At 44.9% G+C, this 24,119-nt stretch carries 23 protein-coding genes; 16 read left to right on the top strand and 7 right to left on the bottom strand.

The features are described from left to right. Window positions 1–28: 28 nt before the first annotated feature. The 9 genes from ISR87_03880 (at window position 29) to ISR87_03840 (ending at window position 9,918) form a co-directional block, all read left to right on the top strand. Window positions 29–1,402, top strand: a complete 1,374-nt coding sequence (locus tag ISR87_03880) for an amino acid permease (protein ID MBL7024572.1) — start codon at window positions 29–31, stop codon at window positions 1,400–1,402. 42 nt (window positions 1,403–1,444) lie between these two features. Continuing rightward, window positions 1,445–2,389 carry an NAD(P)H-binding protein gene (locus ISR87_03875; GenBank protein MBL7024571.1) on the top strand — a complete coding sequence of 315 codons (945 nt, stop codon included), beginning with the start codon at window positions 1,445–1,447 and terminating at the stop codon, window positions 2,387–2,389. Then, on the top strand, window positions 2,386–2,799 hold the full coding sequence (locus ISR87_03870; protein MBL7024570.1) for a hypothetical protein: 414 nt from the start codon (window positions 2,386–2,388) through the stop codon (window positions 2,797–2,799). The genes ISR87_03875 and ISR87_03870 overlap by 4 nt, the downstream gene beginning before the upstream one ends. A 57-nt stretch (window positions 2,800–2,856) precedes the next feature. Next, window positions 2,857–3,387 carry a hypothetical protein gene (locus ISR87_03865; GenBank protein ID MBL7024569.1) on the top strand — a complete coding sequence of 177 codons (531 nt, stop codon included), beginning with the start codon at window positions 2,857–2,859 and terminating at the stop codon, window positions 3,385–3,387. 169 nt (window positions 3,388–3,556) lie between these two features. Next, on the top strand, window positions 3,557–5,488 hold the full coding sequence (locus tag ISR87_03860; GenBank protein ID MBL7024568.1) for a hypothetical protein: 1,932 nt from the start codon (window positions 3,557–3,559) through the stop codon (window positions 5,486–5,488). A gap of 9 nt (window positions 5,489–5,497) precedes the next feature. Then, a complete protein-coding gene (locus tag ISR87_03855) occupies window positions 5,498–6,763 on the top strand; it encodes an ABC transporter permease subunit (GenBank protein ID MBL7024567.1) in 1,266 nt (421 codons plus the stop codon). Window positions 6,764–6,832: 69 nt separating this feature from the next. Continuing rightward, complete coding sequence (locus tag ISR87_03850) at window positions 6,833–7,894, top strand: ABC transporter permease subunit (protein MBL7024566.1); 1,062 nt, start codon at window positions 6,833–6,835, stop codon at window positions 7,892–7,894. 24 nt (window positions 7,895–7,918) lie between these two features. Then, entirely contained in the window at window positions 7,919–8,917 is a 999-nt protein-coding gene (locus ISR87_03845) for an ABC transporter ATP-binding protein (GenBank protein MBL7024565.1), read from the top strand. After that, the gene (locus tag ISR87_03840) at window positions 8,914–9,918 is read left to right on the top strand and encodes an ATP-binding cassette domain-containing protein (GenBank protein MBL7024564.1); all 1,005 of its coding nucleotides are present in this window, start codon (window positions 8,914–8,916) and stop codon (window positions 9,916–9,918) included. Before ISR87_03845 ends, ISR87_03840 begins: the two co-directional genes overlap by 4 nt. A 14-nt stretch (window positions 9,919–9,932) precedes the next feature. Here the strand turns inward: ISR87_03840 and ISR87_03835 are convergent, their stop codons facing one another. Then, window positions 9,933–10,394, bottom strand: a complete 462-nt coding sequence (locus ISR87_03835) for a DUF1801 domain-containing protein (GenBank protein ID MBL7024563.1) — start codon at window positions 10,392–10,394, stop codon at window positions 9,933–9,935. Between the two features lie 188 nt (window positions 10,395–10,582). Here ISR87_03835 and ISR87_03830 point away from each other — a divergent pair, with 188 nt between their 5' ends. Both ISR87_03830 and ISR87_03825 read left to right on the top strand, forming a co-directional pair. Then, window positions 10,583–12,040, top strand: a complete 1,458-nt coding sequence (locus tag ISR87_03830; protein ID MBL7024562.1) for a transglutaminase domain-containing protein — start codon at window positions 10,583–10,585, stop codon at window positions 12,038–12,040. Between the two features lie 58 nt (window positions 12,041–12,098). Beyond that, a complete protein-coding gene (locus ISR87_03825) occupies window positions 12,099–13,274 on the top strand; it encodes an ATP-grasp domain-containing protein (GenBank protein ID MBL7024561.1) in 1,176 nt (391 codons plus the stop codon). Here ISR87_03825 and ISR87_03820 read toward each other — a convergent pair. From ISR87_03820 to ISR87_03805, 4 genes are all read right to left on the bottom strand, one after another. Further along, on the bottom strand, window positions 13,262–14,533 hold the full coding sequence (locus tag ISR87_03820; protein ID MBL7024560.1) for an N-acetylmuramoyl-L-alanine amidase: 1,272 nt from the start codon (window positions 14,531–14,533) through the stop codon (window positions 13,262–13,264). The genes ISR87_03825 and ISR87_03820 overlap by 13 nt on opposite strands. Before the next feature lie 135 nt (window positions 14,534–14,668). Beyond that, window positions 14,669–15,859 carry a PLP-dependent transferase gene (locus tag ISR87_03815; GenBank protein ID MBL7024559.1) on the bottom strand — a complete coding sequence of 397 codons (1,191 nt, stop codon included), beginning with the start codon at window positions 15,857–15,859 and terminating at the stop codon, window positions 14,669–14,671. After that, window positions 15,856–16,905 (bottom strand): homoserine dehydrogenase, encoded by a 1,050-nt coding sequence (locus ISR87_03810; protein MBL7024558.1) that lies wholly within the window; start codon window positions 16,903–16,905, stop codon window positions 15,856–15,858. The genes ISR87_03815 and ISR87_03810 overlap by 4 nt, the downstream gene beginning before the upstream one ends. Window position 16,906: 1 nt before the next feature. Then, window positions 16,907–17,389 carry an Lrp/AsnC family transcriptional regulator gene (locus tag ISR87_03805; GenBank protein ID MBL7024557.1) on the bottom strand — a complete coding sequence of 161 codons (483 nt, stop codon included), beginning with the start codon at window positions 17,387–17,389 and terminating at the stop codon, window positions 16,907–16,909. A 210-nt stretch (window positions 17,390–17,599) separates the two neighbouring features. Between ISR87_03805 and ISR87_03800 the strand changes: the two genes are divergently transcribed. Genes ISR87_03800 through ISR87_03790 form a run of 3 tightly spaced genes read left to right on the top strand, consistent with a single transcriptional unit; the run spans window position 17,600 to window position 19,024 of the window. After that, on the top strand, window positions 17,600–18,067 hold the full coding sequence (locus ISR87_03800) for a hypothetical protein (GenBank protein MBL7024556.1): 468 nt from the start codon (window positions 17,600–17,602) through the stop codon (window positions 18,065–18,067). A 12-nt stretch (window positions 18,068–18,079) separates the two neighbouring features. Then, a complete protein-coding gene (locus ISR87_03795) occupies window positions 18,080–18,496 on the top strand; it encodes an arsenate reductase ArsC (GenBank protein ID MBL7024555.1) in 417 nt (138 codons plus the stop codon). Between the two features lie 9 nt (window positions 18,497–18,505). Then, complete coding sequence (locus tag ISR87_03790) at window positions 18,506–19,024, top strand: methylated-DNA--[protein]-cysteine S-methyltransferase (protein MBL7024554.1); 519 nt, start codon at window positions 18,506–18,508, stop codon at window positions 19,022–19,024. A gap of 181 nt (window positions 19,025–19,205) precedes the next feature. Here the strand turns inward: ISR87_03790 and ISR87_03785 are convergent, their stop codons facing one another. Then, on the bottom strand, window positions 19,206–20,213 hold the full coding sequence (locus ISR87_03785; protein MBL7024553.1) for an AraC family transcriptional regulator: 1,008 nt from the start codon (window positions 20,211–20,213) through the stop codon (window positions 19,206–19,208). Further along, the gene (locus ISR87_03780) at window positions 20,210–21,523 is read right to left on the bottom strand and encodes a PhoH family protein (GenBank protein ID MBL7024552.1); all 1,314 of its coding nucleotides are present in this window, start codon (window positions 21,521–21,523) and stop codon (window positions 20,210–20,212) included. Before ISR87_03780 ends, ISR87_03785 begins: the two co-directional genes overlap by 4 nt. Window positions 21,524–21,782: 259 nt before the next feature. Between ISR87_03780 and ISR87_03775 the strand changes: the two genes are divergently transcribed. Beyond that, window positions 21,783–23,486 carry a GAF domain-containing protein gene (locus ISR87_03775; GenBank protein ID MBL7024551.1) on the top strand — a complete coding sequence of 568 codons (1,704 nt, stop codon included), beginning with the start codon at window positions 21,783–21,785 and terminating at the stop codon, window positions 23,484–23,486. Window positions 23,487–23,510: 24 nt separating this feature from the next. Continuing rightward, window positions 23,511–24,113, top strand: coding sequence for a PH domain-containing protein (locus tag ISR87_03770; GenBank protein MBL7024550.1), 603 nt, complete (start codon window positions 23,511–23,513; stop codon window positions 24,111–24,113). Window positions 24,114–24,119 lie beyond the last annotated feature (6 nt).

Below are 24,119 nucleotides of genomic sequence, written 5' to 3'. Positions count from 1 at the left end.
AAAAGGTTTATCCCTGTGGACATTGGTCATGTTGATCTTTGTTCCCACCTTTGGATTTAATAATATCACCACCAATGGCGTGGCTCTGGGGCCAGCAGCTGTTCCTTCCTGGATAATAGTCTGTGTTTTCTATTTCTTACCCCTTACAGCCATCATTGCTGAGCTGGCATCGGTAAACAAGAACAAGCGTGGTGGAATCTATAGTTGGATTGCATCCAGCCTGGGGCATCGCTGGGCCTTTTTTGGTACCTGGTCTTATTTTATTTCAAATTTGTTTTATTTGCAATTTGTCTTCGCCCGTATTCCCGTCATGGCCTCCTGGGCTTTATATGGAGAAAACAGGTTTACTGATGCAAATGTGAGCCTGCTGCCCTATTTTTCCATTTTATTGTGTCTCATGCTGACCTGGATCGCCAGTCGGGGAGTCAAAACCTTTTCCAAGTTGAGCAATCTGGGCGGAAAATTGACCTTCGCAGTAACCGGTGGTTTTATTATCTTTGCTTTTATTGCATATTTTAAAGGCACTCCCTCTGCAACAGAGTTTTCCATGGAAAGCATGATGCCAGATTTTTCCACCAGCTACTTTGCCACCTTCTCCTGGCTGTTGTTAGCCGTTGCCGGTGCCGAAGTGGCAGGGACCTATATTGATAAGATTGAAAACCCCCTGCGAAATTTCCCCAGGGGTGTGATTATGGCAACCATGCTGGTGGGTGTGGCCTATATCCTGGGGTCCCTGGCTGTGAGCCTGGTGGCTTCTCCAGAAGTATTGACCGAGGCTGGATTAAAGGACGCGATTTTTGTAGTCCACAAACTACTGGCTGAGAGTTTGGGTATCAATGGAGAGCTGGTTGTGCGTCTCCTCGCTTTGATTTTTCTGCTGACCTCAGTGGCGGCTTATGTTGTCTGGATAGAATCCCCTTTGCGGGCCATGTTTTCAGAAGTGCCGCAAGGAACCTTTCCTGAGATCTTGACCAGAAAAGACGAAGACGGTGGATTGACTCATGCCTTATGGATTCAGGCTGGGGTAGTGATTATTCTCATTGCCATTCCCTTGATCGGACTTGAATCCATCGATTCATTTTTCCGATTGATTACGGATCTGACGGCTTTGAGTCTGATGATTCCCTATATGATTTTAGCAGCAGCTTATCTCGTTTTTAGGATGAATAATGATCCGGGACCCTTTACAATGATGCGGTCCAATAAACTGGCCCAATCTGTGGCTGCGGGAACACTTTTGATAAGTATTGCCGCATTCTTTGGGGCTGGTATTGATTATTATGTCGATGCAGAAACTGGTTGGCTGGCAGCCAAGGCAATTATGATGACCTATGGCGGACCGATTTTCCTCATTGCTCTTGGATATGGACTTACCCATTTTAACAAACCATCCGCCAGCTAGAGATGCAAAATAATTCCGGGGCGATATGATAAAGGAGTTTGTATGAAAAATTTGGTGTTCGGAACTGGACCATTGGCCTGGTGGGTCATGCAAATCTTGCTGGAAAAGGGTGACACAGTTGCCCTGGCCAGTCGCAGCGGCAAAATTAATAAAACCTTACCAGACAAAGTTGAAATTCATGCCTGTGATGCCACTCAGCCTGATGAGGTAGCCAAGGTCTGCAAGGATATGGATGCTGTCTATTTTTGTGCCATGCCTCCGTATACCAATTGGCCTGACCTTTTTCCACCTCTGGCCGTTGGCTTTCTTAAAGGAGTTGCCAGAACCAAGGCAAAGGTAATTTTTGGTGATAATCTTTATTTATACGGGCCTACCCAGGGAACCCGAATCAGCGAGATAGTGGCCCATGATGCAACCGGCCACAAAGGTCGCACCCGGGAATTTGTAGCTCGCCAGTTTATGGCTGCCCACGAGCGGGAGGATAATCTGATTACCATTGGACGAGCATCTGATTTTTATGGTCCCGAGACTCTGAATGCTGTTTTTGGGGAAATGTTTTTTAAACCAGCTCTGACGGGCAAAACCGCCAATCTCCTCGGTGATATTGATCTGCCCCACACCTTTAGCTATATCAAGGATTTTGCAAAAGGACTGGTCACCCTGGGCAACAATGACTCAGCCTTCGGAGAAGTCTGGCACACACCCTGTGCACCAACCGTTTCAACTCGGGATATGCTCAAACTCATAGAAGCCGAGCTGGAGAGTAAAATCAAAGTGCGTTTAGCTGGCAATGCCATGATCTCCATTCTTGGGCTTTTCAGTCCCATGATCAATGAAACCAAGGAAATGATGTATACCTGGGAAGAGGCCTATATCGTGGATCATTCAAAATTTGAAGCTGCCTTTGGATCTGAGGTCACCCCTCATGAGGTGGCCATCAAGGAAACGGTTGCCTGGTTCAAAGACTATCTGAAGGTCAAAAAGTGAAAAAGCTAAGCCAGAACCAGATCCTGAATTTTCTCCTGTATGCAGGCGCAGGCTATTTCTTCGGGGTAGCTCTGGTACACAGTATGGGTTTAAAAATTCCAGGCTTTTATGTTTACGATAACGTACCATCCCATGCTTATCAGGACCGGATCATTTCGTTCCTGGCATTTGGCTGGGGTGGTCTTTTCCTTCTAGCAGCGAAAAAGATGGACAAGGATCTTATAAAACTCATTGTGTATATAGGCATGATCGCTGTTATTGCTCTTGTGCTCAACACCATCATAACCGATTTCAAACAACTCCATCCTGCCATTAGCGGCTCAGATTTTAAGTGGATTATCGGCGGTCTGATCTTTTACTGGCTGGGCCTGGTGATGCATTCCAGACATTACTTCCTTAAAAGCAAATAATGGTCTCATATTGACAGCCATCTTCTTCTGTTTATCGATGATCTCGGTGACACCTCAATGAAAATTAGACGCAGCGCCCATACCATCGTTGCGACTCTGTTGCTACTGACTGTTTTTACACTTTTTACTGTAGTGCACAATAAAGCCCCTGGAACCCTTTCAGATGAAGATCAGCAGGTATTAATCCAAGAACTTGGTCTTAAAAACCCCGAGCTGTTAGTTTTGATCGAAAATTTGATTCTCGGAAAGAGCACCTCGGGTTTTTATGCCATAGGACCAGCCCCCCAACACGCATGGCCCACAAGCATATTCAGGGCCAGCTATTCAGACCCCCTGGCAGGGCTGGGTCGAGTTTCACCAGGAGAGGTGCTCATCCGCTATCGTAGTATTGAAGATTTTCTATTCATCATGGATGAGGCAGAGACCCAAACACCAGGTCGTCTGAAGGCATTGATTTTTCAAGGGTATGGGACTATTCCAGAACCATCTCTGTCCATCTCATATAGATTGTTGTTTTCACTTGTAATAGGTGCGGTGGGATTGATGGTCGTGATCTTAAATAATAGAAAGAAATCGCGAGCACAGTAAGGCTTATCCCTGCTTTCCGTCAGGGCTGCTCTGGTTCTGATATTGTTATAAAAACGCAAGGAAACTTCAGATCAAAAGGTAGCCAAAACGGCATAATAAATGTATGTTGAACGCTCAAATGAGTAGCGCACAAAATCTAGAAATATTAACAATAAATGAAGGTGTTAACATGAAACGTAATCAGATTTTTATTCTGTTGATTTTCGCTATGTCCCTGGTCTTTTGGTCCTGCGGCGGTGACGGTTCAGAAAATGTGCCAGTTGCATTGAGGACGAGTCCAGTTTCAGTTAAGGTGTATGATGTTGCTCCAGGAGCTGACCCTGCTATTTCTGCTGAAATGGGAGGTGCTGGTTTTGAGGAAGTTGCAGCAGACATGGGTTTTGAAAGCTACTCTCCAGAACCTGAGGGTGATGAAAACGCCAAAAAAGGCGGTCGTTTCACCATGCGTTTCATTGAATTTCCAGCCACACTAAGACCTATTGGTAAAGATTCAGCGTCTGAAATAGTCTGGATGCTTTCAGTCTTTTGTTATGAAACACTGGTAGCATACGACAGTGAAGAAGCCAAAGTCTCGCCCAGCCTTGCAAGTCACTGGAAAGTTTCAGAAGACGGACGCACCTTCCAGTTTAGAATTGATCCCAATGCTCGCTGGTCTGACGGAAAACCAGTCGTTGCCCGAGATGTTGTTTCCAGTTGGTTGCTTCACATGAATGAAGGCATTCTCGAACCCCGAATGCAGGTCACCTTTGGAAAATATTCAGAACCCAAAGCAATCAGTAAATACATCGTTGAAGTCACATCTGGAGAAAAACACTTCAAAAACTTTCTGGATTTTGCCTGGGGCATGCAGATTTTTCCAGCACACATCCTTGATGAGTTGACGGCAGAAGAATATCTGGAAAAATTCCATTTTGATATGATGCCAGGTACAGGACCCTATGTTTTCGTTAAAGATAAAATGCGTAAAGGAAAATCTCTGACATTGGTTCGTCGGAACGATTGGTGGCAGAGTGGCTATGAAAGAAATGTTGGAGGATACAATTTTGACGAATTGAAATTTGTCATTGTAAACGATGATCGGTTGACCTTTGAGAAGTTTAAAAAAGGTGAACTCGATTTTTACAATATCACCAGAGCTCAATGGTGGGTTGAAGAATTTGATCAATCAGATGCTGACTTCGATTATTTAAATCGTGGACTCATCCAAAAGAAAAAGGTATATAATTTTAAACCAAAAGGAACCTCAGGACTTGCGTTTAACATGCGTCGGGAGCCCTTTAGCGATATCAGAATTAGAAAAGCTTTCACCAAGATATGGAACCGTGATCAGCTCATCGATAAATTATTCTACAACGAGTACATTCCCCTGAAATCATTTTTTCCAGGTGGCCCCTATGAGAATCCCGATAATCCTTTAGCTACTTATGATCCTGAAGGAGCCGTAGCCTTATTGGCTGAGGCTGGTTGGTCTGAAAGGAACGACGAGGGCTGGCTGGTTAAAGATGGTAAAATATTCGAGCTGGATTTTGGGATTGCACAGTCTTACGAACGCATTTTTACCCCTTTCCAGGAAGATCTGGCCAAGGTTGGGATCAAATTGAATCTGAAATATGTCACCAGCCAGACCATGTTTAAAAATGTCATGAATGAACGTGATTTCGATATTCATTATCAAAACTGGACCATGCCCTTATTCCCTGGTCCAGACAAGCATTATGGATCCGATATGGCTGATCAGCCAATGACCACCAATATTACCGGTGTAAAAAATGACGAGATCGATGCCATCGCTGCAGCTTACAACGAGGAGTTCGATGGACAGGTTCGCGCAAAATATCTTCAAAGGATTGATGGTATTCTGAATGAGATAATTCCCTACGCCCATGGTTGGGGAGCGCCTTATACATTACGTTGCGCCTATTGGAATAAATTTGGTATGCCCAAGGATGTTATTGGGTATTCAGGTGACTGGTATACAGTGATGTCCTCCTGGTGGTATGAACCCGCCCAGGCAGCTAAAGTGGAAAAGGCCAAAGAGGATAAATCCATGACTTTTCCTTATGCGGCTACTGAATATAAATACGAAAAATCGGACAAATAATTCAGGCTTATGACCCAATACATCCTTAGACGTCTTCTGCTGATGATTCCTACCTTTCTGGGAATCACCATCCTGGTATTTACGATTCTCCAGTTGGTCCCAGGAGGTCCGCTTGAGCAGGAGCTTCTGAAAGCCCAGGCATCCCTTATGGCGGGAGGCGAGGGTGGCGCTGGTGGCAGTACGTCACAATCTGGATCCATTGAGTTACCCGAAGAATCTGTGGCTCGCCTAAAGGCCTTCTATGGGTTGGACAGACCCGGACCTATCAGGTACCTGGTCTGGCTAGGGGTCTGGCCTAAAGAAATCAATCAATATCATGTGAAATTCGCTGGTGATAATACAGATGAAAGCCACCGTCTTTCCAGCAAGAACTATCTGCAAGTTAAGCTGGAGAATGGCATACCAACCGTTCAGGCTCGTGAGGGTAAAACGGAAAAATGGAAAGCCGAGGTTACCCTCACCGATGAAAATTCTGGTGAGATAACCGTCAAAATCTACCAGACAGCCTTTCAGGGAATTTTGACTGGAAATCTTGGGACATCCTATAATTATGCAGAACCTGTGTGGCAACTCATTAAAGACAGGCTTCACGTATCTGCATATTTCGGACTCATCAGCTTCTTTCTTTCTTACATGGTCTGCATTCCTCTGGGCATCAGTAAAGCTCTAAAACATGGTTCAAAATATGATGCCATAACCAGTGTCATCGTTTTTGTCGGATACTCCACACCTGGTTTTATTCTGGGAGCCGTGCTTTTGGTATATTTCGGAGGTGGCAGTTTTTGGGATGTTTTTCCCCTAGGTGAATTCCGTTCTGAAGATTTCGAGTATTTCACTTTCTGGGAGCAGGTTAAAGATCAGCTGCATCACACGATTTTGCCTGTGATATCCTATATGGTTGCAGCTTTTGCCACACTCACGGTATTGATGAAAAACTCGTTGTTAGAAAATTTAAGTCAGGATTATGTGCGAACTGCCTTTGCCAAAGGATTATCAGAGCGTCGCGTGGTCTTCTTTCATACGGTTAGAAATTCACTTATTCCGCTGGCGACAGGCATCGGTGGATTGCTGGGTGTCTGGTTAGCAGGCTCCTACCTCATCGAAAGAGTATTCAACATTAATGGTATTGGCATGTTGAGTTATATGGCGGTTATTCAAAGAGACTATCCCATTGTTATGGGGTTTCTTGTTGTTGGAACCGTAATCAGGTTGCTGGGAAATCTGGTATCGGATATGGCATATGCCGCTATTGACCCTCGCATTCGATTTAAATAATACGCGGATGAACATGCATCAATCAATTCAGTTTACGGCTTCAATCGTTTAGGATACCATAGGAAACACATGATCTTTAAGAGAACCAAAAAAGATACGCTTTCCCATTCCATTCTGCAAAAGCGGATCAAAAAATTCAAGTCCATGAAGCGGGGCTACTACTCCTTCCTCATCCTGGTAACGTTATATCTGTTTTCTTTTCTCAATCCTCTTTTCATCAACAACAAAGCACTCGTTGTTCGTTATGAAGGCGATTTCTATTTCCCCTTATTGAAATATTATTCGGCAGAAACATTCAATCAGGACTCTTACGGTGAGACTCAGTACAGAATACTAAACGAACGCTTTGCCGACGAAGATGGCAATTGGGCAATCATGCCATTATATCCCTATCATCCAAATGAATCCCTGCTGGCCGAAATTGATGGGAAGCCACCACACCCCCCATCCCAGAACCACTGGTTGGGTACGGATAATCGAGGACGGGATGTTTTTGCGCGACTGCTTTATGGTTTTAATATCTCCATCTCATTTGCGCTTATCGTGGTATTTTTCGCCTATATCGTTGGCATCAGCATAGGTGCGGTGCTTGGTTATTTTGGGGGAAAGATAGATATCTTTGGACAGCGCTTTATTGAAATCTTTGCTGCTATTCCATTTCTTTATACGATGATTATCGTGAGTTCATTACTCCAACCCAATTTTTTCCTTTTGGTTCTGGTTATGACCAGCTTTGGCTGGATCGGTATGACCTATTATGTAAGAGGAGAGTTTTATCGGGAAAAGGCAAAGGATTATGTTTCTGCAGCCGTTTCCATGGGCGCTTCAAATTTCCGAACAATGTTTAAACATATCCTGCCCAACGCTTTAACACCCATAATCACCTTTTCACCCTTTGCCGTTATTGGGTATATCAGTTCTCTCGTGGCTCTGGATTTTCTGGGTTTTGGATTGGCACCGCCAACACCAAGCTGGGGTGAATTGGTAAATCAAGGTGTTTCAGATATTCGGTACTGGTGGCTGATCGTTTCTCCCATGGGAGCCAGCTTCTTTACCCTGCTTCTGATTACTTTTATTGGCGAAGGCGTTCGTGAAGCCTTTGATCCAAAAGTGTATTCAAGACTAAGATGATTTCCAGGGAAACTGTGATAGAAAATGAATGATAAACTGATTCAGATAAAAAACTTAAAAACCTATTTCCACACAGAAGCTGGAATAGCCAAAGCCGTAGATGGGGTGTCTTTTGATATCTATAAAGGTGAGGTCTTAGGCATCGTTGGCGAGTCTGGATCAGGAAAATCGGTCTCCTCTCTTTCCATCAATCGATTAATCCCCACACCCCCGGGAGAAATCGTAGGTGGGGAAATCCTGTACAACGACATCAATCTGCTTGATCTCAGTTATGAGGAAATGCGGGAGTATCGTGGTAAGGATATTGCCATGATTTTTCAAGAACCCATGACCTCCCTGAATCCCGTTTTCAAGATTGATGTACAGATGAACGAAGTCCTGATGAAACATGAAAAATTGTCCTGGGATGAAGCGAATCTGCGCAGTATAGAAATGTTGGAATCTGTGGGGATGCCAGATCCAGTAAAGCGGTTGAAGGATTATCCTCACCAACTTTCAGGCGGGATGCGGCAACGCATCATGATTGCCATGGCCTTGCTGTGTGAACCGGCATTGCTCATTGCTGATGAGCCAACCACGGCACTGGATGTAACGATTCAAGCTCAAATATTGGATCTCATGGTGACTTTAAAGAAAAAGCGGGCGGATGCCGCCGTACTTTTAATTACCCATGATTTGGCTGTTATCGCAGAAACCTGTGAGCGGGTTATTGTGATGTATGGTGGCAAGATCCAGGAAATAGCCAGTGTGGAAGAACTGTTTGCCAATCCGTTTCATCCCTATACCAAGGGGCTCATGACTTCGATTCCTCACCCGGAGGAATCGTCGAAAAAAAAGGGACGGTTATTAGCGATCAAGGGTATGGTACCCCCTATTATGGCCATGCCTGAGGGCTGTAAATTCTGTACACGTTGTGATGACGTTATGGAAAAATGTCACACAGTAGAACCAGAACTGATTGAAACTGAACCAGGGCATGCAGTCAGATGCCATTTGTATGAAAATGAGACCGAAGCGTTATGAGCGATAGACCCATCCTGAAAGTACGCGATGTAAAAGTAAAATTCCCCCTTTTTGGCGGTGTATTTCAGCATAAGGTCGCCGAGGTAAAAGCGGTTGATGGTGTGTCATTTGACGTTTTCCCCGGTGAAACAATCGGAGTCGTCGGAGAATCCGGATGTGGCAAGTCAACACTTGGAAAAGCCTTGATTAATGTATTGAAGCTTACGGCTCCTGATGTAGAGGTGACGGGAGAGGTTTTGCTGGATCAGGATGGAAAGTATACCAACCTGCTCACATTATCCAAAAGAGAAATGAAGGCCTATCGTCCCGCTATTCAAATGATTTTTCAGGACCCCTTCTCCTCTTTGAATCCACGTATGCTGGTTGGGGATATTATCCAGGAACCCCTGGACTTACACACAAAGCTCTCCAGTGTAGAAAAGAAAGAAAAAGTCGCCTGGCTTCTGGAAAAAGTCGGCCTCTCTGCTGAGCAGGCTACACGCTATCCCCACGAGTTTTCCGGTGGTCAACGCCAGCGAATCGGGATCGCCCGAGCCCTGGCGACCAATCCCAAAATTATTATTTCTGATGAACCCGTTTCAGCTCTCGATGTTTCCATACAGGCCCAGGTTATCAATCTGATGATGGATCTTCGTCAAGAATTCAATCTGACCAATATTTTTATCGCCCACGATTTATCCGTTGTTGAGCATATATCAGATAAAATCTTGGTCATGTATTTAGGAAATGTTGTGGAGTATGGAAATGCTGAGGATGTCTATTATCATCCCAGACACCCCTATAGTCAGGCACTTCTGTCGGCTGTTCCCAAACCAGACCCGGCCAATAGAAATAAGACCAGAATCATTCTAAAGGGAGATGTACCCTCCCCACTTGCAAAACCATCTGGTTGTGGGTTCCGAACTCGCTGTCCCATTGCTCAACCCTCATGTGCTGAATCCCAACCAGAGTTTAAGGAACAGGCCAAAGATCATTTTGTCGCCTGTCCACTGGTGGAGTAAGACTTACCAAAGGACTACTTTGCCCGGTTTTTCCTGGGCGAATGAACTTTCTTCACAGATGCTACAAAATCTGCCATGGGTAGGGAGGCAATTGTTTTGCCAATGAGCTCCAGTGGCAGATCATCCAGTTTTTTAAAACGGACACAAGACTTCCCCATATCCATTCGTTTTCCAGTTTCCCTGTAAGCCTCGTGAAAGCTTTTAGCTCTATCGTCAAACATGTAAATACCGGATAAATATACGGCCATGTGGTTTTTTTGTGAAGCAAGTGCCGCGTATAAAAGAGGCTGTTTGTTGTAGGTGTCTGGATAAACACTTGTTGGCACCTGATAGGTGATCATGCCCCAATTCATGGTTTCCTCATAACCCTCAGGCAGGTTGTCAAGGATGACCTTCCTAACTTGAACTATTTGTGCTACCCTGTCTTCTGGCAAGCCGCTTATATACGCTTCTATGGTTGTAGCTTGTGATTGCATTTTTGACACCTCTTGACTTGAGAAACCTTTCGAAGGTTCTAAACCTTCGAAAGGTTAAAGATTAATCTTGCTTCCAATATTTGGAATCGCGCCTAAATTTGTGCCCGATACCGCAGGAGAAAACAAAAATTTCTCGATCAGAACAGGATTGAAACATATCGTATGAAAGGTCACGCTGGAAGTTTCCTATGAAGAAAAGAATTTACCTCATCTCACTTGTTCTGGTCTGGCTTTTTCTGTCTGGGCGCTTGCTCTATATGACTTACTTGCATGGAGGGTCTGGATCGTATCTATCACTGGCCTCGGGTATGCGCGAACTCCCCAGCGAATCAGAATGGATGAATATTTATCTTGATGGCAAAAAAATGGGACATACCGTATACTCTATTGAAAACCAGGGCGCCAATGGGTACACCATAAAAAGCTCAAGCAACCTGAATGTTGTCTTTGGCGGCCTGGAGTCAGAAATTCATCTGGAAAATTCTGCCATTATGGACACATCCTTCAGACTTGAAGCCTTCAGTTTCTGGATGGTATCCGATCAATATTCAACCCACGTACAAGGGCAGAAGTACGGCACGACAATGGCGTTGGAATTCATTCAGGGTCAGGACACTACCCGATCAGAAATAACGGTACCCCAGGACCTCTACACCTACACTGCCATTCAACCCATGATTGCCAGCAAGGGAATTTTAGAGGGGCAAACCATCCGGGTGCCAGCATATGATGCTATGTCCAATGAAATGGCTGATGTGATGATCACCCACGAAGGCAAAGAAATCGTTAGCGTTGCTGGTGAGAAACACTTTCTGAACAAACTCCGTATCGAGTTTAAGAGCATACCCTCCATCATGTGGTTGGATGACAATGGTATTACCTACAAGGAAGAAACCATTATGGGCATGATGATGGAGAGAACCACTCCGGAGTTAGCCCTGGCTAAATCTGAGGGGGGTCAAGTTGATTTATTAAATGGTTTTGCTGTTATCCCCAGCTACCCCATCTCCAATACAAAGAGGCTAAAAGAGTTAAAAATTGGTCTCTCTGGCATCACGCCAGATGTTCTGGCCGGTCTGTCATCGGAGCGACAGAAAATTGAGAGCGAGGATCCATTTATCGTTAGCTTGAGTCAAGCTGCGACGCCCATAAACCCGGATGAACTGGAGGTTAACCTGAAAGCCTCAGATATGGTCCAGAGTGATCATGAGCAAATACGTGAGAAGGCGATTCAGATTTTAGGGGGCGAGAGTAAAGCCATTGCCATTAGTCATACCCTGACCAAGTGGGTCTATAATTATCTGGAGAAAAAACCAGTTGCCAGCATTTCTGGTGCGGTGGACATTCTAAATACTGGAGTTGGGGATTGTACAGAACATACCACGCTCTATACGGCCCTTAGTCGAGCAGCAGGTGTCCCCACCAAAATTCATATTGGACTGGTGTACCTCCAGGGTCGCTTCCTGTTCCATGCCTGGCCCGTAGTCGCCATTGATGGTGAGTGGGTAGATGTAGACCCCAGTCTGAATCAATTTCCTGCTGACGCCACGCACATCGCTCTGGTTGAAGGCGATTTTGAGAATCTGACCAATCTCATTCCAGTTCTGGGCAATGTTAAAATAGAGATTCTTGAACAAGTCTATTAAGTCCTGACGAGTAGGTATTGTCAACATCTCTGAAGTTTATCATCAAGACCATCTCCATATGTTTTTAATCGATGCACCCTTCGTTTCTGATTATCTGAAACAGACGCTTCAGAATATCAAAATCCCAGTTATTCAAACGGCTTATGCAGCAAAGGCGCTGGAGGGTTATACAATAAATTTTATCTCTGAGCTTGAGGCAATCCAGGCTTATGATAGGAATAGGAAGATTGAGTTTTATACCAATTCTGAAAACGCTTTGGATTGGATTCTTACTCAATTTCCATCAAGTGGACTTGCACGGACTGTGGCACAGGTGAAGGATAAGGTGCGCTTCCGGGATGTTTTGTCAGAGATTCATCCAAGCTATTATTATAAGGGGTGCCCATATTCAGAGCTGGAGCAAATTGATCCAGAATCAATTCCATTTCCTGTCATCCTGAAACCATCGATTGGCTTTTTTAGTTTAGGCGTTCAAAGAGTAGATGATAAGACAGAGTGGATGAATACGCTGGCTACACTGGATTCGCTGACCAACAGCTATGAGGGTATTTACCCCACAGGGGTTCTGGACAACACTATTTTTATTATGGAAGCAGTAATACCCGGGGATGAATTTGCAGTTGACTGCTATTTCGATGACCAGGGTCAGGTTGTCATTTTGAATATGATGAAACACCTGTTTGCCTCTGGTGACGATGTGAATGATCGAGTATATATCACATCATCAGCCATTGTAGAGCAATATCTGTCTCCCATTCAGATTTATCTGAATAAGCTGGGATCGCTATTTAACCTGATGAATTTCCAGGCACATATTGAAATTAGAATTGACCACGACGAAATCGCAGCCATCGAGATAAACCCACTGCGTTTTGGAGGGTGGTGTTCTACTGCGGATCTGGCTCAGTATGCCTGGGGCATGAATATCTACGAGGCTTTGATCACCAAAACATTACCCGATTGGACCCAGCTGATCCAGCGAGATCCATCAGAGGTGTTTGCGCTTGTTGTGCTAAACAATAGTACGGGGGTACCGGGCAAGGAGATTGCCAGTTTTGATTATGAGGGGTTGCTAGAAAAAGTCCAGAATCCATTGGAACTGCGCAAGACAGACTTTAGCAAATTCCCCTTGTTTGGCTTTCTCATGTGCCAGGTTCCAGCAAGTGATGTTTCTGAATTGGAAAGACTGCTCCACTCAGACCTGAGCGAGTTTGTCACACTTTACTCCGGGTAATAATTCTTCAATCTATTCTGTTGAGCTTCAATCGCTTCACTCAAGTCATCATTGGACAAGTCTTGCTTTTTTTGGAGGAGCCAGAGGATTTTCTCTTCGGCAATCCGGGCTCGAGGATGAACCGGTTGAAGTTCCAGGCTTAATTGATAGAGATGCAGCGCTTCATCAATTTGGGCCATTTGACTTTCAGGTTTTTCCATGTTTTGCGCATCAATCTGACGTTTAAGTATCTCAGCACTCTCAAATGCTTCAAACCATTTTTCAAGGGAATACCACTCATATCCTGCTGCAGTCAAAAAGGTAAAAGGGATGGGATGCATGGCATTCCCCTGCAGATTTCGGGCAAAAACCTGGAAGGAAACACTCTTTTCAGGAGAGGCTTCTGGTGTTGCCGTGAGAATACTTGAATTGGAATCCCAGTTGGATTGAATTTGTACCCCCTCCTGTAAAACCTTGAAGCTGTTTTCTTCAAAAAAGGTGTTGCCAAAGCCATCATCAAGTTCGAATTCAATGGGTCGGCTCAAGTCAATAAATTTGATCGAATCAGGCAGTAGACAGGTGGCGAAGGGTGTCCCTCGATTAAAATACTCCAGGATAGCCTTGTAATAAATCTCAGCTTCCAGTTTATTGTAGGCCTTTGATTTAAGTCGTCCTTCCCCGGCGGGATTGGTAAAAAAGCCAGCCTCCCCAATGACACCAGGCATATCATTAATGGTGTTTCTCAACACCGATGTTCCAGAGCTGTAGATAAGATGATCACTGTATACTGCGCCATCCTGCTGTTGATGGAAGGTCATTTCAGCGCGCATGCTATCAATGAGAATTTTTGCAAAATCAACTGACGCTGGATTCAAATCAGCTGATCCAAAAAAGTAGACAATGGGCAGGTCGATGGAGGGGTCATTTTGTGATCCATTGTGGTGGATGGAAACAAACAGATCACTTCCATGCTCCCTGGCCATGGCGGCCCTGCCACCCAGGCTCACATCCCGATCTTTGGTGCGGGTCATGAGCACATTGGCGCCAGCCAGAGAGAGTTTTCTGCTAAGCATTTTGGCAACTCTGAGGTTAATCCACTCTTCACGCTCTCCAGTTTGACCAATTCGAAAGGAATCATAGGCCTGCGTATCTCCATGACCGGGATCAATAGTGATGTTGATGCCTGCCAGGGGTTGATCTTCCAAAACCATATACTGCGGACCGGTACATGCTGAGAGCACAAGCAAGGCAAGGGTGATAAGAGTAATATTTTGGCGCATAATGACCTCGTTATTCATGCATGACGGAAGTGTTTGTCATAGGCCTATAATATGGTCATGAAACAGAAAGCCTATAAAAGAAAATCCCCGCTGAATAATCAACGGGGACACATAAATTGAAGCCGGGACTATGGCTTAGATTAGTGCCAGGGCTTGCTCCAGATCGGCTTGTAAATCCTCTATATCTTCAGTTCCGATGGCAAAGCGAACCAATCCATCTGTAATTCCGGCGGCCACGCGTTCCTTCTCTGGGATATTTGCATGCGTCATGGAAGCGGGGTGCTGGATGAGTGATTCATAACCACCCAGAGACACAGCCAGCTGAGGGATGGTCACGCCGTTTAAAACGGTTTTTCCCGCTTCAACACCACCTTTAACCTCGAAGCTGATCATGGATCCAAAACCCTTCATTTGTCGCTTGGCGAGATCATGCTGGGGGTGAGATTTCAAGCCGGGGTAACGCACCCATTCGATCTTGGGATGGGCTTCCAGATAATCAGCCAGTTTCTGGGCATTTTCTTCACCTCTCTGAACTCGCAGTGAGAGGGTTCTCATGCCCCGCAGCACCAGCCAGCTCTGATGGGGATCCATGGTTCCGCCAGTAGCATTGATCACAGATTTTATACGATCAAAATTTTCCTGAGTTTTAGTAATAATCACCCCACCCACAACATCTGTATGCCCATTTATATATTTGGTGATGCTATGTAGAACCACATCAGCCCCCAGATCTAGTGGGTTCTGAAGGATGGGACTCATAAAGGTGTTATCAACAACCAGCAGGGCTCCGTGTTCATGAGCAATGTCAGCGCAGGCTTCAATATCTGTTAGTTTTATGGTTGGATTGGCAGGTGTTTCAATATATAGCAGAGATGTATTTGATTTCATGGCGCGTCGAACTATTTCCAGGTCTGACGTATCCACAAAATCGCCCTCCACACCAAAGCGGCTGAAGTCATTTTCCACAACCATTCTGGAAGAACCATACATGGCATCTGTTCCTACCATATGGGCACCGGCCCCCAGATAGGTCATATAAATACCACAGACTGCTGCCATACCCGATGCGGTTGCGATACCGCCAACCCCGTGCTCAAGTAAGGCTACAGCCTCCTCAAAGGCGTTGGTTGTAGGATTACCAATACGGGTATAGATGTAACCCTTCTCTTCGCCACCAAACAGGCGAGCACCATGGTCAGCATCCCGGAATTTGAAAGTTGAAGTCTGATAGATTGGTATTCCAACACTACCATGAGTAGTATCAGGATTTTCACCGGCATGGGTAACCTGGGTATTGATGCCTTTGTTCTTTAGGGTAAGACTCATGAGAACGCTCCTGCGTTTAATGTTAGAAGGTCGGATAGCACGGCATAACCGGTTTCTACACCACCAGCTCCGGGCCCCGTAATAGTTACATCTCCAAGAAGATCTGTGGAAAAAGTAATGGCATTCAGCAAACCATTCACCTGGGCGAGGGGGTCTGAAATCGCCAGTTTCTCCGGCCTAACTTGAGCAACGATTTTGTCATCTCCCACTGAAAGGGTGGCAACCAGTTTCCAACGCTTGCCATGACGACGAGCTTCTTCAATGTGGACCTGAGTGATTGCAGAAATTCCTTCCCGCTTTATATCTCCCAGATCAATGGTTAGATCAAAAAGTTCGCTGGCCAGAATAGCCAGCTTAGCCTGGGCATCATAACCCTCTATATCAGCCGAGGGGTCTGCTTCAAGATATCCCAGCTTATCAGCCTGTTGAAGTGCGTCATCATAACTGGATCCGCCCTCCATCTCATGCAGCATAAAGTTTGTGGTTCCGTTTAAAATCCCCCTCATACCACGAACCTGGTTTCCTTTAAGCGTGTTGTGGAAAAAACTGAAGGCTGGTGTTCCGCTAAGAACTGTGGCTTCATTGAGAAAAGCACAGCCACGTTTTCTGGCCAGGCCTTTCATTTCCGGGTAGGCCAGTGCCGCAGGTCCCTTATTTCCAGAGATGATGTGTTTGCCTGTTTTGAATGCGGTTCGACAATGGGTCAGAGCAGGTTCAGCATCAACCAGATTGGTGTGGGAGAGCTCTATTACCACGGTGGCGTTGGACTCACGTATCATGTCTTCAGCATCCCAATCTCTAACATTTTCGACAAAGGGTGTGTCGTTCTGACTGAGATAATTGAGATAGGAAAGTGATAGGCCTGCCGGGTGGAACATGGTTCCACGGCTACGGGTACTTACAGCGACAACCTCAAACTCGAATTGATGCTCTCGCTTCAGGAGATCACGTTTCTCAAGCAGAATCTTACACAGCCCCTGAGCCACGGTTCCAAAACCCACCAGGGCGATCAGGTGTTTCCGGGCAGATCCCGTGTTAGATAGCATGCTATTCAGACCGGGGGTCTTTTATATCAGTTGGTATTTTTGTCTCAAGTTTCAGGGTGGAGAGAACCACCATGGTTTTTAGATGCTGGACCTCTGGCAGGGCGGTCAGCTTATGGAGAACAAAATTTTCATAATCAGGGATGTCCCGACTGGCCACTTTGAGCAGAAAGTCAGCGCCACCGGTAATGTGGTGACATTCCATGACTTCATCCAGAGCGGTGATGGATTTCATGAATCGTTCAACCCCTTCGCGACCATGACGTACCAGAGTGACTTCAACATAAGTGAAGCAATTCAGTCCTAGCTTGGCAGGATTGGTCAGTGCTACATAGTTTTGTATAATCCCATTGCGTTCTAATTTTTTCACACGTTCCAGAGTGGGTGGCGGGGACATGTTTATCTGTCGTGCTAACTCGGCATTGGAGATGCGACCATTTTCCTGTAAAATGTCCAAAATTTGTCTGTCAATTTTATCTAAACCCATAATCACCTAATAATAGTTATGTTATTTATCAAATAATATGCGGAAGATAATGTATTCTACTTTATTTACAATTGTTATGATCTGTTAGTGTTCAATATTTGGATGTTAAGGGACAGTAGGAAATGATCCAGCAAGTCGAGAGCTTGCTCTTTATTCTGCTGAAATATTGGCTAAATTGCCGTTCAAGAATTCGAATATTAAGGGGATAAAATGTTTAGTAAGTATCGTTCAATCAGTATGCTCGTTGTGTGGGGTTTGATGGTTTCCTTAATGAGTGCGCAAGGGGTCACTCAAGAATATGCCATGGGTAAGGTTTTTCTGGCCAATGGCATGACCCTGGAGGGCAAGGAATTACGTATGACCATGGAATCAGTTACCCTTGATATTCAGGGACAGGATCAAGTATTTCCGCTTGCTGACGTGGTCCAGGTTATGGCTAAATCCGGTAAGGCTAAAAGGTTTGGACAAAATTGTGCAGGAGCATGTGTTGGTTTTAGTCTCGGTTCCTGGTTGGCATCAGGTGGCACAACCACTGATCTGGATGGAAATGTAGTTGATATTGAGCCCATGCAGCAAGTGATAAGCATTGTGCTGTGGGGCGGAGTTTCATATGGTATTGGATATCTGGCAGGCAAAGTCAGTGATGACTGGCAGGTTGTCTATTTAAACAGAGGTTGAAATACAAAATACATGAAGAAAAAAATTCTCTTTTTATGTACAGGAAATTCCTGTCGTTCACAAATTGGTGAAGGATTGATGCGCCACATGGCCGGTGATAAATATGATGTCTTTTCGGCTGGTGTGGAACCAAGCCGCCTCCATCCCATGTCAATTCTGGTCATGAATGAAATCGGTATAGATATCAGTCAGCAGAGCTCGGATGATGTGAATGATTATCTGAAGTCCGGAATAGACATTGTCATTTCAGTTTGTGACCACGCGGCCCAGACCTGTCCCTCTTTTCCAGGAGATGTGGAGCGGATACATTGGAGTCTTATAGATCCTTTTCATGGTTGGGATGTGGATGAATCCAAACTTCCTGATTACCGCAATACCAGAGATGACTTGAAACAACGGATTCAGGGTTTTTTGTCAAGCCAGATATAAGACCTTCAAATGATTATTCACTATGCTCCAGTAGATTCCCCCTTGGGACGTTTCTTTCTGGCCCAACACGAAAACGAACTGTGTTGTTTGAGCCTGGGTGTGGGAGCTAAAGAAAAACTCTTTTCCTATATTAAAAAAGTCTTCCCCACTGCAGAACTCAAAACCTCCAAACCGATACTAAAAGAAACAATTCAGCAACTCTCTGAGTATTTCTCAGGGGTGCGTACCGATTTTGACATGAAGCTGTTTTTGTCTGGGACAGAATTCCAAAAGCAGGTTTGGAAGAGTCTCATGGAGATTCCCTACGGTAAAACCATCTCATATGGAGCTCTTGCCACCTCTCTTAATTCACCAGGCAGCATGCGGGCTGTAGGGGCAGCCAATGGTCAGAATCCAATTCCCATCATCATCCCCTGTCACCGGGTTATTGCATCAGATGGGTCATTGGGTGGATACACGGGTGGATTGGGGATCAAAAGGAAGCTCCTGGATCTGGAGCAACAGAAGTACACACCGACCTTGTTTTGAATTGTGTGTCAAATGAATTAAAAGCCGTCAACTTGAGCGGAGTCGAGAGACAGGCTGGTGCAACATGTTCAGTGGTTCTTGCACTTCGACTCCGCTCAGTGTGACGATTCAATTATACTTGAGATAGTTAAAACTGAACCTTACGAAGGTTTCAAACCTTCGTAAGGTTATAGGAAAAGTCCTAAAGTGGTTTTACAGGGATACAGATATCTACGATATGCTTGTTCTCCGGGTGCTTGTCAGGATCATTAAGATTGATCTCAAAACAGGTTCGATCATCCGGTTGATAACCGCTTTGGGGTAGCCAGCCACCCATGAGGTGATTCCAGGCTTCACTATACTCATCCTCATTGATCTCAAAATGTCCAACAGCATAGTCGCCGGGATCGAGCCTCATCTTTCCGATTTCACCGTCTACCGCCATGTCTGCCGGAACGGTGATGCAAGCACTGGTCCGCAGCTTGTCCTCATCGGTGACATTTGGATCATCATGGTAAACAGTAAGCACTTTTGTTTTCGGGTTGCTCATCAATCCACGAGGACCCGCCCAGTGCATCAATTTTCCGAATAGACTTTGAAAAAGAGCTGAATCTCCTGCATAGGGCCCTATGTGGCGCACATAAGCAACATGCATTTCAGGAAAAGTTTTGACTTCAACTGTGACGTCTTTCATCTCAATCATTATTTTACTCCATTTTAGGGTTCGAGCTGATGGATCCATCTCCATCAACCAATCACCCCTAGAGTACTCTGATTGGGAGGTTAAAGATTTCCAATGATTGCCAAGTAGTTGACGTTCTTTGCGATTCGTTTTACCATTCTTGCTACGATGGGCATGTTCACCATCGCGCCATTCGCTGGCACTCATGTCAAATCGCAGTTTAAAGGCTCTGGCAAAAGCTGCGGAACTTGAAAATCCACAATCCAAAGCAATGTTAGTGATAGGTTTCTGGTTAGTCTCAGTGAGTTGAGACGCTGCCTTTTCAAGACGAATACGTTGAATAAACTGATTTAAGGATTCTCCCACCATAGCCTTAAAAATTCGGTGGAAATGAAACCTGGAAAAGTTGGCAACCCTTGCCAATTCCTCAAGCGTCAATTCCTGATCCAGATTGCGATCAATATGATCCATAACGCGATTGATGCGGGCGGTATATTCAGCCCTTTGATTTGCCTGATTGCTCATCATAATAAATTCGATGCCAACTCGGCAAGTGCAGAACGTTCTCCCTTCTCAAGATTCATGTGGGCATACAAACGCTGCCCCTTGAAACGGTCAATGAGATAGGAGAGGCCATTGGATTGACTATCCAGGAAGGGGTGGTCAATCTGAAAAATATCGCCGGTGAAAACAACTTTTGTTCCTTCGCCAGCACGGGTGATGATGGTCTTTATTTCGTGGGGTGTGAGGTTCTGAGCTTCATCGACGATAAAGAAAATTTTCTGTAAGCTACGCCCCCGGATATACGTAAGTGGAGCAATAACGATCTTCTCATCCTCTACCAGCTTGTTGATTTTCTCAAACTCAGAATTGTCATTTAGATACTGATTCTGAATGACCTTCAGATTGTCCCAGAGCGGTTGCAGGTAAGGATCAATTTTTGACTTAATATCACCAGGTAAAAAGCCAATATCCTTGTTACTCAGAGGAACAATAGGTCGGGCGATATAAATCTGGCGATACGAGCGCTTTTTTTCCATGGCGGCGGCCAGGGCCAGCAGTGTTTTACCTGTACCAGCCTTCCCCGTAATGGATACCAGGGGAATCTCATCATTGGTCAACACATCCAGGGCAAATAACTGCTCGGCGTTGCGAGGGATGATGCCATGGGCAGCACGTTTATCCAGGCGTTGCAGGAGATCCTGATTGGGATTGTAAACAGCCAGCGCTGACTTTTGATCATTTTTTAGGATATAATGATGCCATGGGGCTGGTGTTTCTTCAATTCCCGTCTGGTCAAAGGGCATCTCAAAGGGAGTCTTATAAAGCGTATCGATTACTTCAGAGTCCACATGCTCCTGGATTGATTTCCCGGTATAGAGTTCATCAACACTGGCCACCTTGTCTGTAAAGTAGTCCTGGGCCTCCATTCCCAAGGCTTTGGCTTTCATGCGCAGGTTTACATCCTTACTCACCAGGACCACCCTTTGTTTTTGAGCCTTGGCCAGCTCATAGGCAGTATAAAGAATCCGATGGTCAGTAATATCTTCGGCAAAAACACCAGCCAAATCTTCACTGGTTGAATTTATTTCCACCCTGAAAACCCCCTGTTTGGCTCCCAGCTTGACCCCTTTTTCAAACATATTTTCAGTGGACAGTTTATCAATGGCACGCACAAAGGCCCGGGCATGATAATTCAGAACGTCATTGCCCTTCTTGAAATGATCCAGCTCTTCCAATACTGCCATGGGTAACACAATATCGTTGTCTTCAAAATGGTAGATGCAGTCACTGTCATGGAGAATGACATTGGTATCCAGAACGAGCGTCTTTTTCATGAGTGCTCCCTTCGAAATTGATTGGAAATAATCTAATATTTAGAAAGGAGTAATACAGGTACGTTTTTTATCCGACTTCCCAAGCTTGTGAACAGAAGACCTGTCGAAGTGCTAAGAGCAGGGGCTCCATCGGGTGATGGTAAAAGTGGAATAAATCAGACCTGTGAATTGTTGGCATCCAATTGAAAAAAGAGACCTATTTAACATCACTTCGGTTATTTTAGCACTCTAGAAGTGATAAAAACCCGGAGATTCCTGTATGAATAAGAAAGCCTATATAAATCGTTCTGAAGTGAAAAACTATCTCGCTACCGCTGATCCTACCGTATTGAATTACATAGAGCAATGTGAAGTTCAAATTGATAAGCTGGCTGAAATTGGATTTCAACTCTCTGCAGAGCGCGACCTTCCTACCCTGCTCAATCTTATTATTGAAGAAGGTATGCGCATCACCAATTCAGATGGTGGAACCTTATATTTACGAACTGAAGATGATCGTCTCGCCTTTGAAATTATGAAGACCATAACGCTGGGTACAAACTGGGGCGGTATCAGTGAAACTGCCATCCCCGAGTTTATATACCCCGTGAAACTTTACATGGAGAATGGAGAACCCAATGATCATATGATTTCTGCTCATGTGGGATTATCAGGAGAGACACTGAATATCCCAGATGCCTATGAGAATGATGTCTATGATTTCTCAGGCACCAAAGCGTTTGATTCGAAAAACAATTATCGCTCCCAGTCTTTTCTCTGTATTGCCATGAAAAACCATGAGAGCGACATCATTGGCGTCCTCCAGCTCATCAATGCAGCCGACCCGGTTACTGGTGAGATTATTCCATTTTCCGAGGATATGCAGAAGCTGATTGAGTCTTTAGCGAGCCAGGCTGCTGTGGCCATTACAACGGTACGCCTTATTGAAGGCCTGGAAACCTTGTTGGAATCATTTATCCAATTGATTGCAGACGCCATTGATGAAAAGTCACCCTATACAGGTGGACACTGTTCACGTGTTCCCGCCCTGGCTATCATGTTGGCCGAGAAAGTTAACCAGACCAAGGAGGGCCCCTTTGGTGATGTCCAATTCTCCCGGGAGGATATGGATGAGCTAAGGATTGCGGCTTGGCTCCATGATGTTGGAAAAATTACCACGCCAGAATATGTGGTTGACAAGGCCACCAAGCTGGAAACCATCTATGATCGTGTTCATGAAATGAATACCAGATTTGAAGTGCTAAAACGGGATGCTGAGATCGATTATTTAAGAACCATTGCCAATGGAGTAACCGCTCAGAAGCAAACACTTCTGGAGACAGAATTACAGGAAAAACTGGCTCTACTCGATGATGATCAGGCTTTTCTGAATGAGTGTAATACTGGTGGTGAATTCATGGCCGATGACAAAAAGGAAAGGGTCATCACTATTTCAAAACGTCAGATTGTACTCAATGGTGAAAAGCAAAATCTACTTTCAGACGACTGGGTCATGAATTTGAACATCTCACGCGGAACCCTGAACAATGCAGAGAGAGATAAAATTAATGATCATATTGTGGTCACCATTGACATGCTGGAAAAACTACCCTTCCCCAAACATCTCAAACGGGTTCCAGAATTTGCCGGCGGCCACCATGAAACCATGATTGGTACAGGATACCCCAAGGGATTAACCAAGGCAGATATGTCTGTTCAGGCTCGTATCATGGGTATTGCTGATATTTTTGAAGCTTTAACTGCCAGCGATCGTCCCTACAAAAAAGGCAAGACCCTTTCTGAAGCCATGCGTATTATGGGCTTTTTTAAGGCAGATCAGCATATTGATGCAGATTTGTTTGATGTTTTTCTCAGTGAAGGTGTCTTTCAGGAATATGCCGATCAATTTCTTGATGCCAAATATATAGATGAGGTGAATGTTCAACAGTATCTGGATATTCAACCCAAACCACTGAGTAACTAAAAATGATTTAAAGGGAGGATGATCATGGAAATTAAACCTGATCTTGGCAAATTGATGCGGCGTGAGATTTACACGTTTTTAACAATCACAGCCGTCATCATTATCTGCACCTTCATTATACAAGCTCTGGTTGTCATTCTTGACCCCGAGGTGACCAATGCTGAGTTTGTTAAATATGTCTGGTCCTGGGTAGCTGGCTTCCTCATCGTGCTTTGGGTTGTAACACCCTGGTTTCAGTACCTCTGGATAATCAATTTGAAGTATTCAGTTGATGATGAACGTGTCATGATTCAAAAAGGCATTATTACTAAAAAGAATGTTAGTATTCCATATTCGGCGGTAACCGATTTTACCCTGAGTCGCTCCCTCTACGAAAGATGGTTGGATATTGGGACCCTGTTTATTCAAACTGCTGGTCAGGGAGCTCAGGCTGGTGGACATGAGGGTAAACTGGAAGGGATCGTGGAATTTGAATCCCTACATGCGGTGTTGCGAGCAAAGGTAAAGGCTTATCGAGGAAATCAAGGTGAGGGCACTGATACTCAACCAGAATCAGTGATTGGTGAAATAGAAGTCTTGAAATCCATTCTGGAAGAGATTATAGAGATTAATCAAAAGCTCACCTGATTAGTC

The organism is Candidatus Neomarinimicrobiota bacterium (assembly GCA_016784545.1).
In the GTDB taxonomy this organism is placed as follows: domain Bacteria; phylum Fidelibacterota; class UBA8477; order UBA8477; family JABMPR01; genus JABMPR01.
Note: the sequence above shows the minus strand (reverse complement) of the source record. Positions and strands in the feature narration are given on the sequence as shown.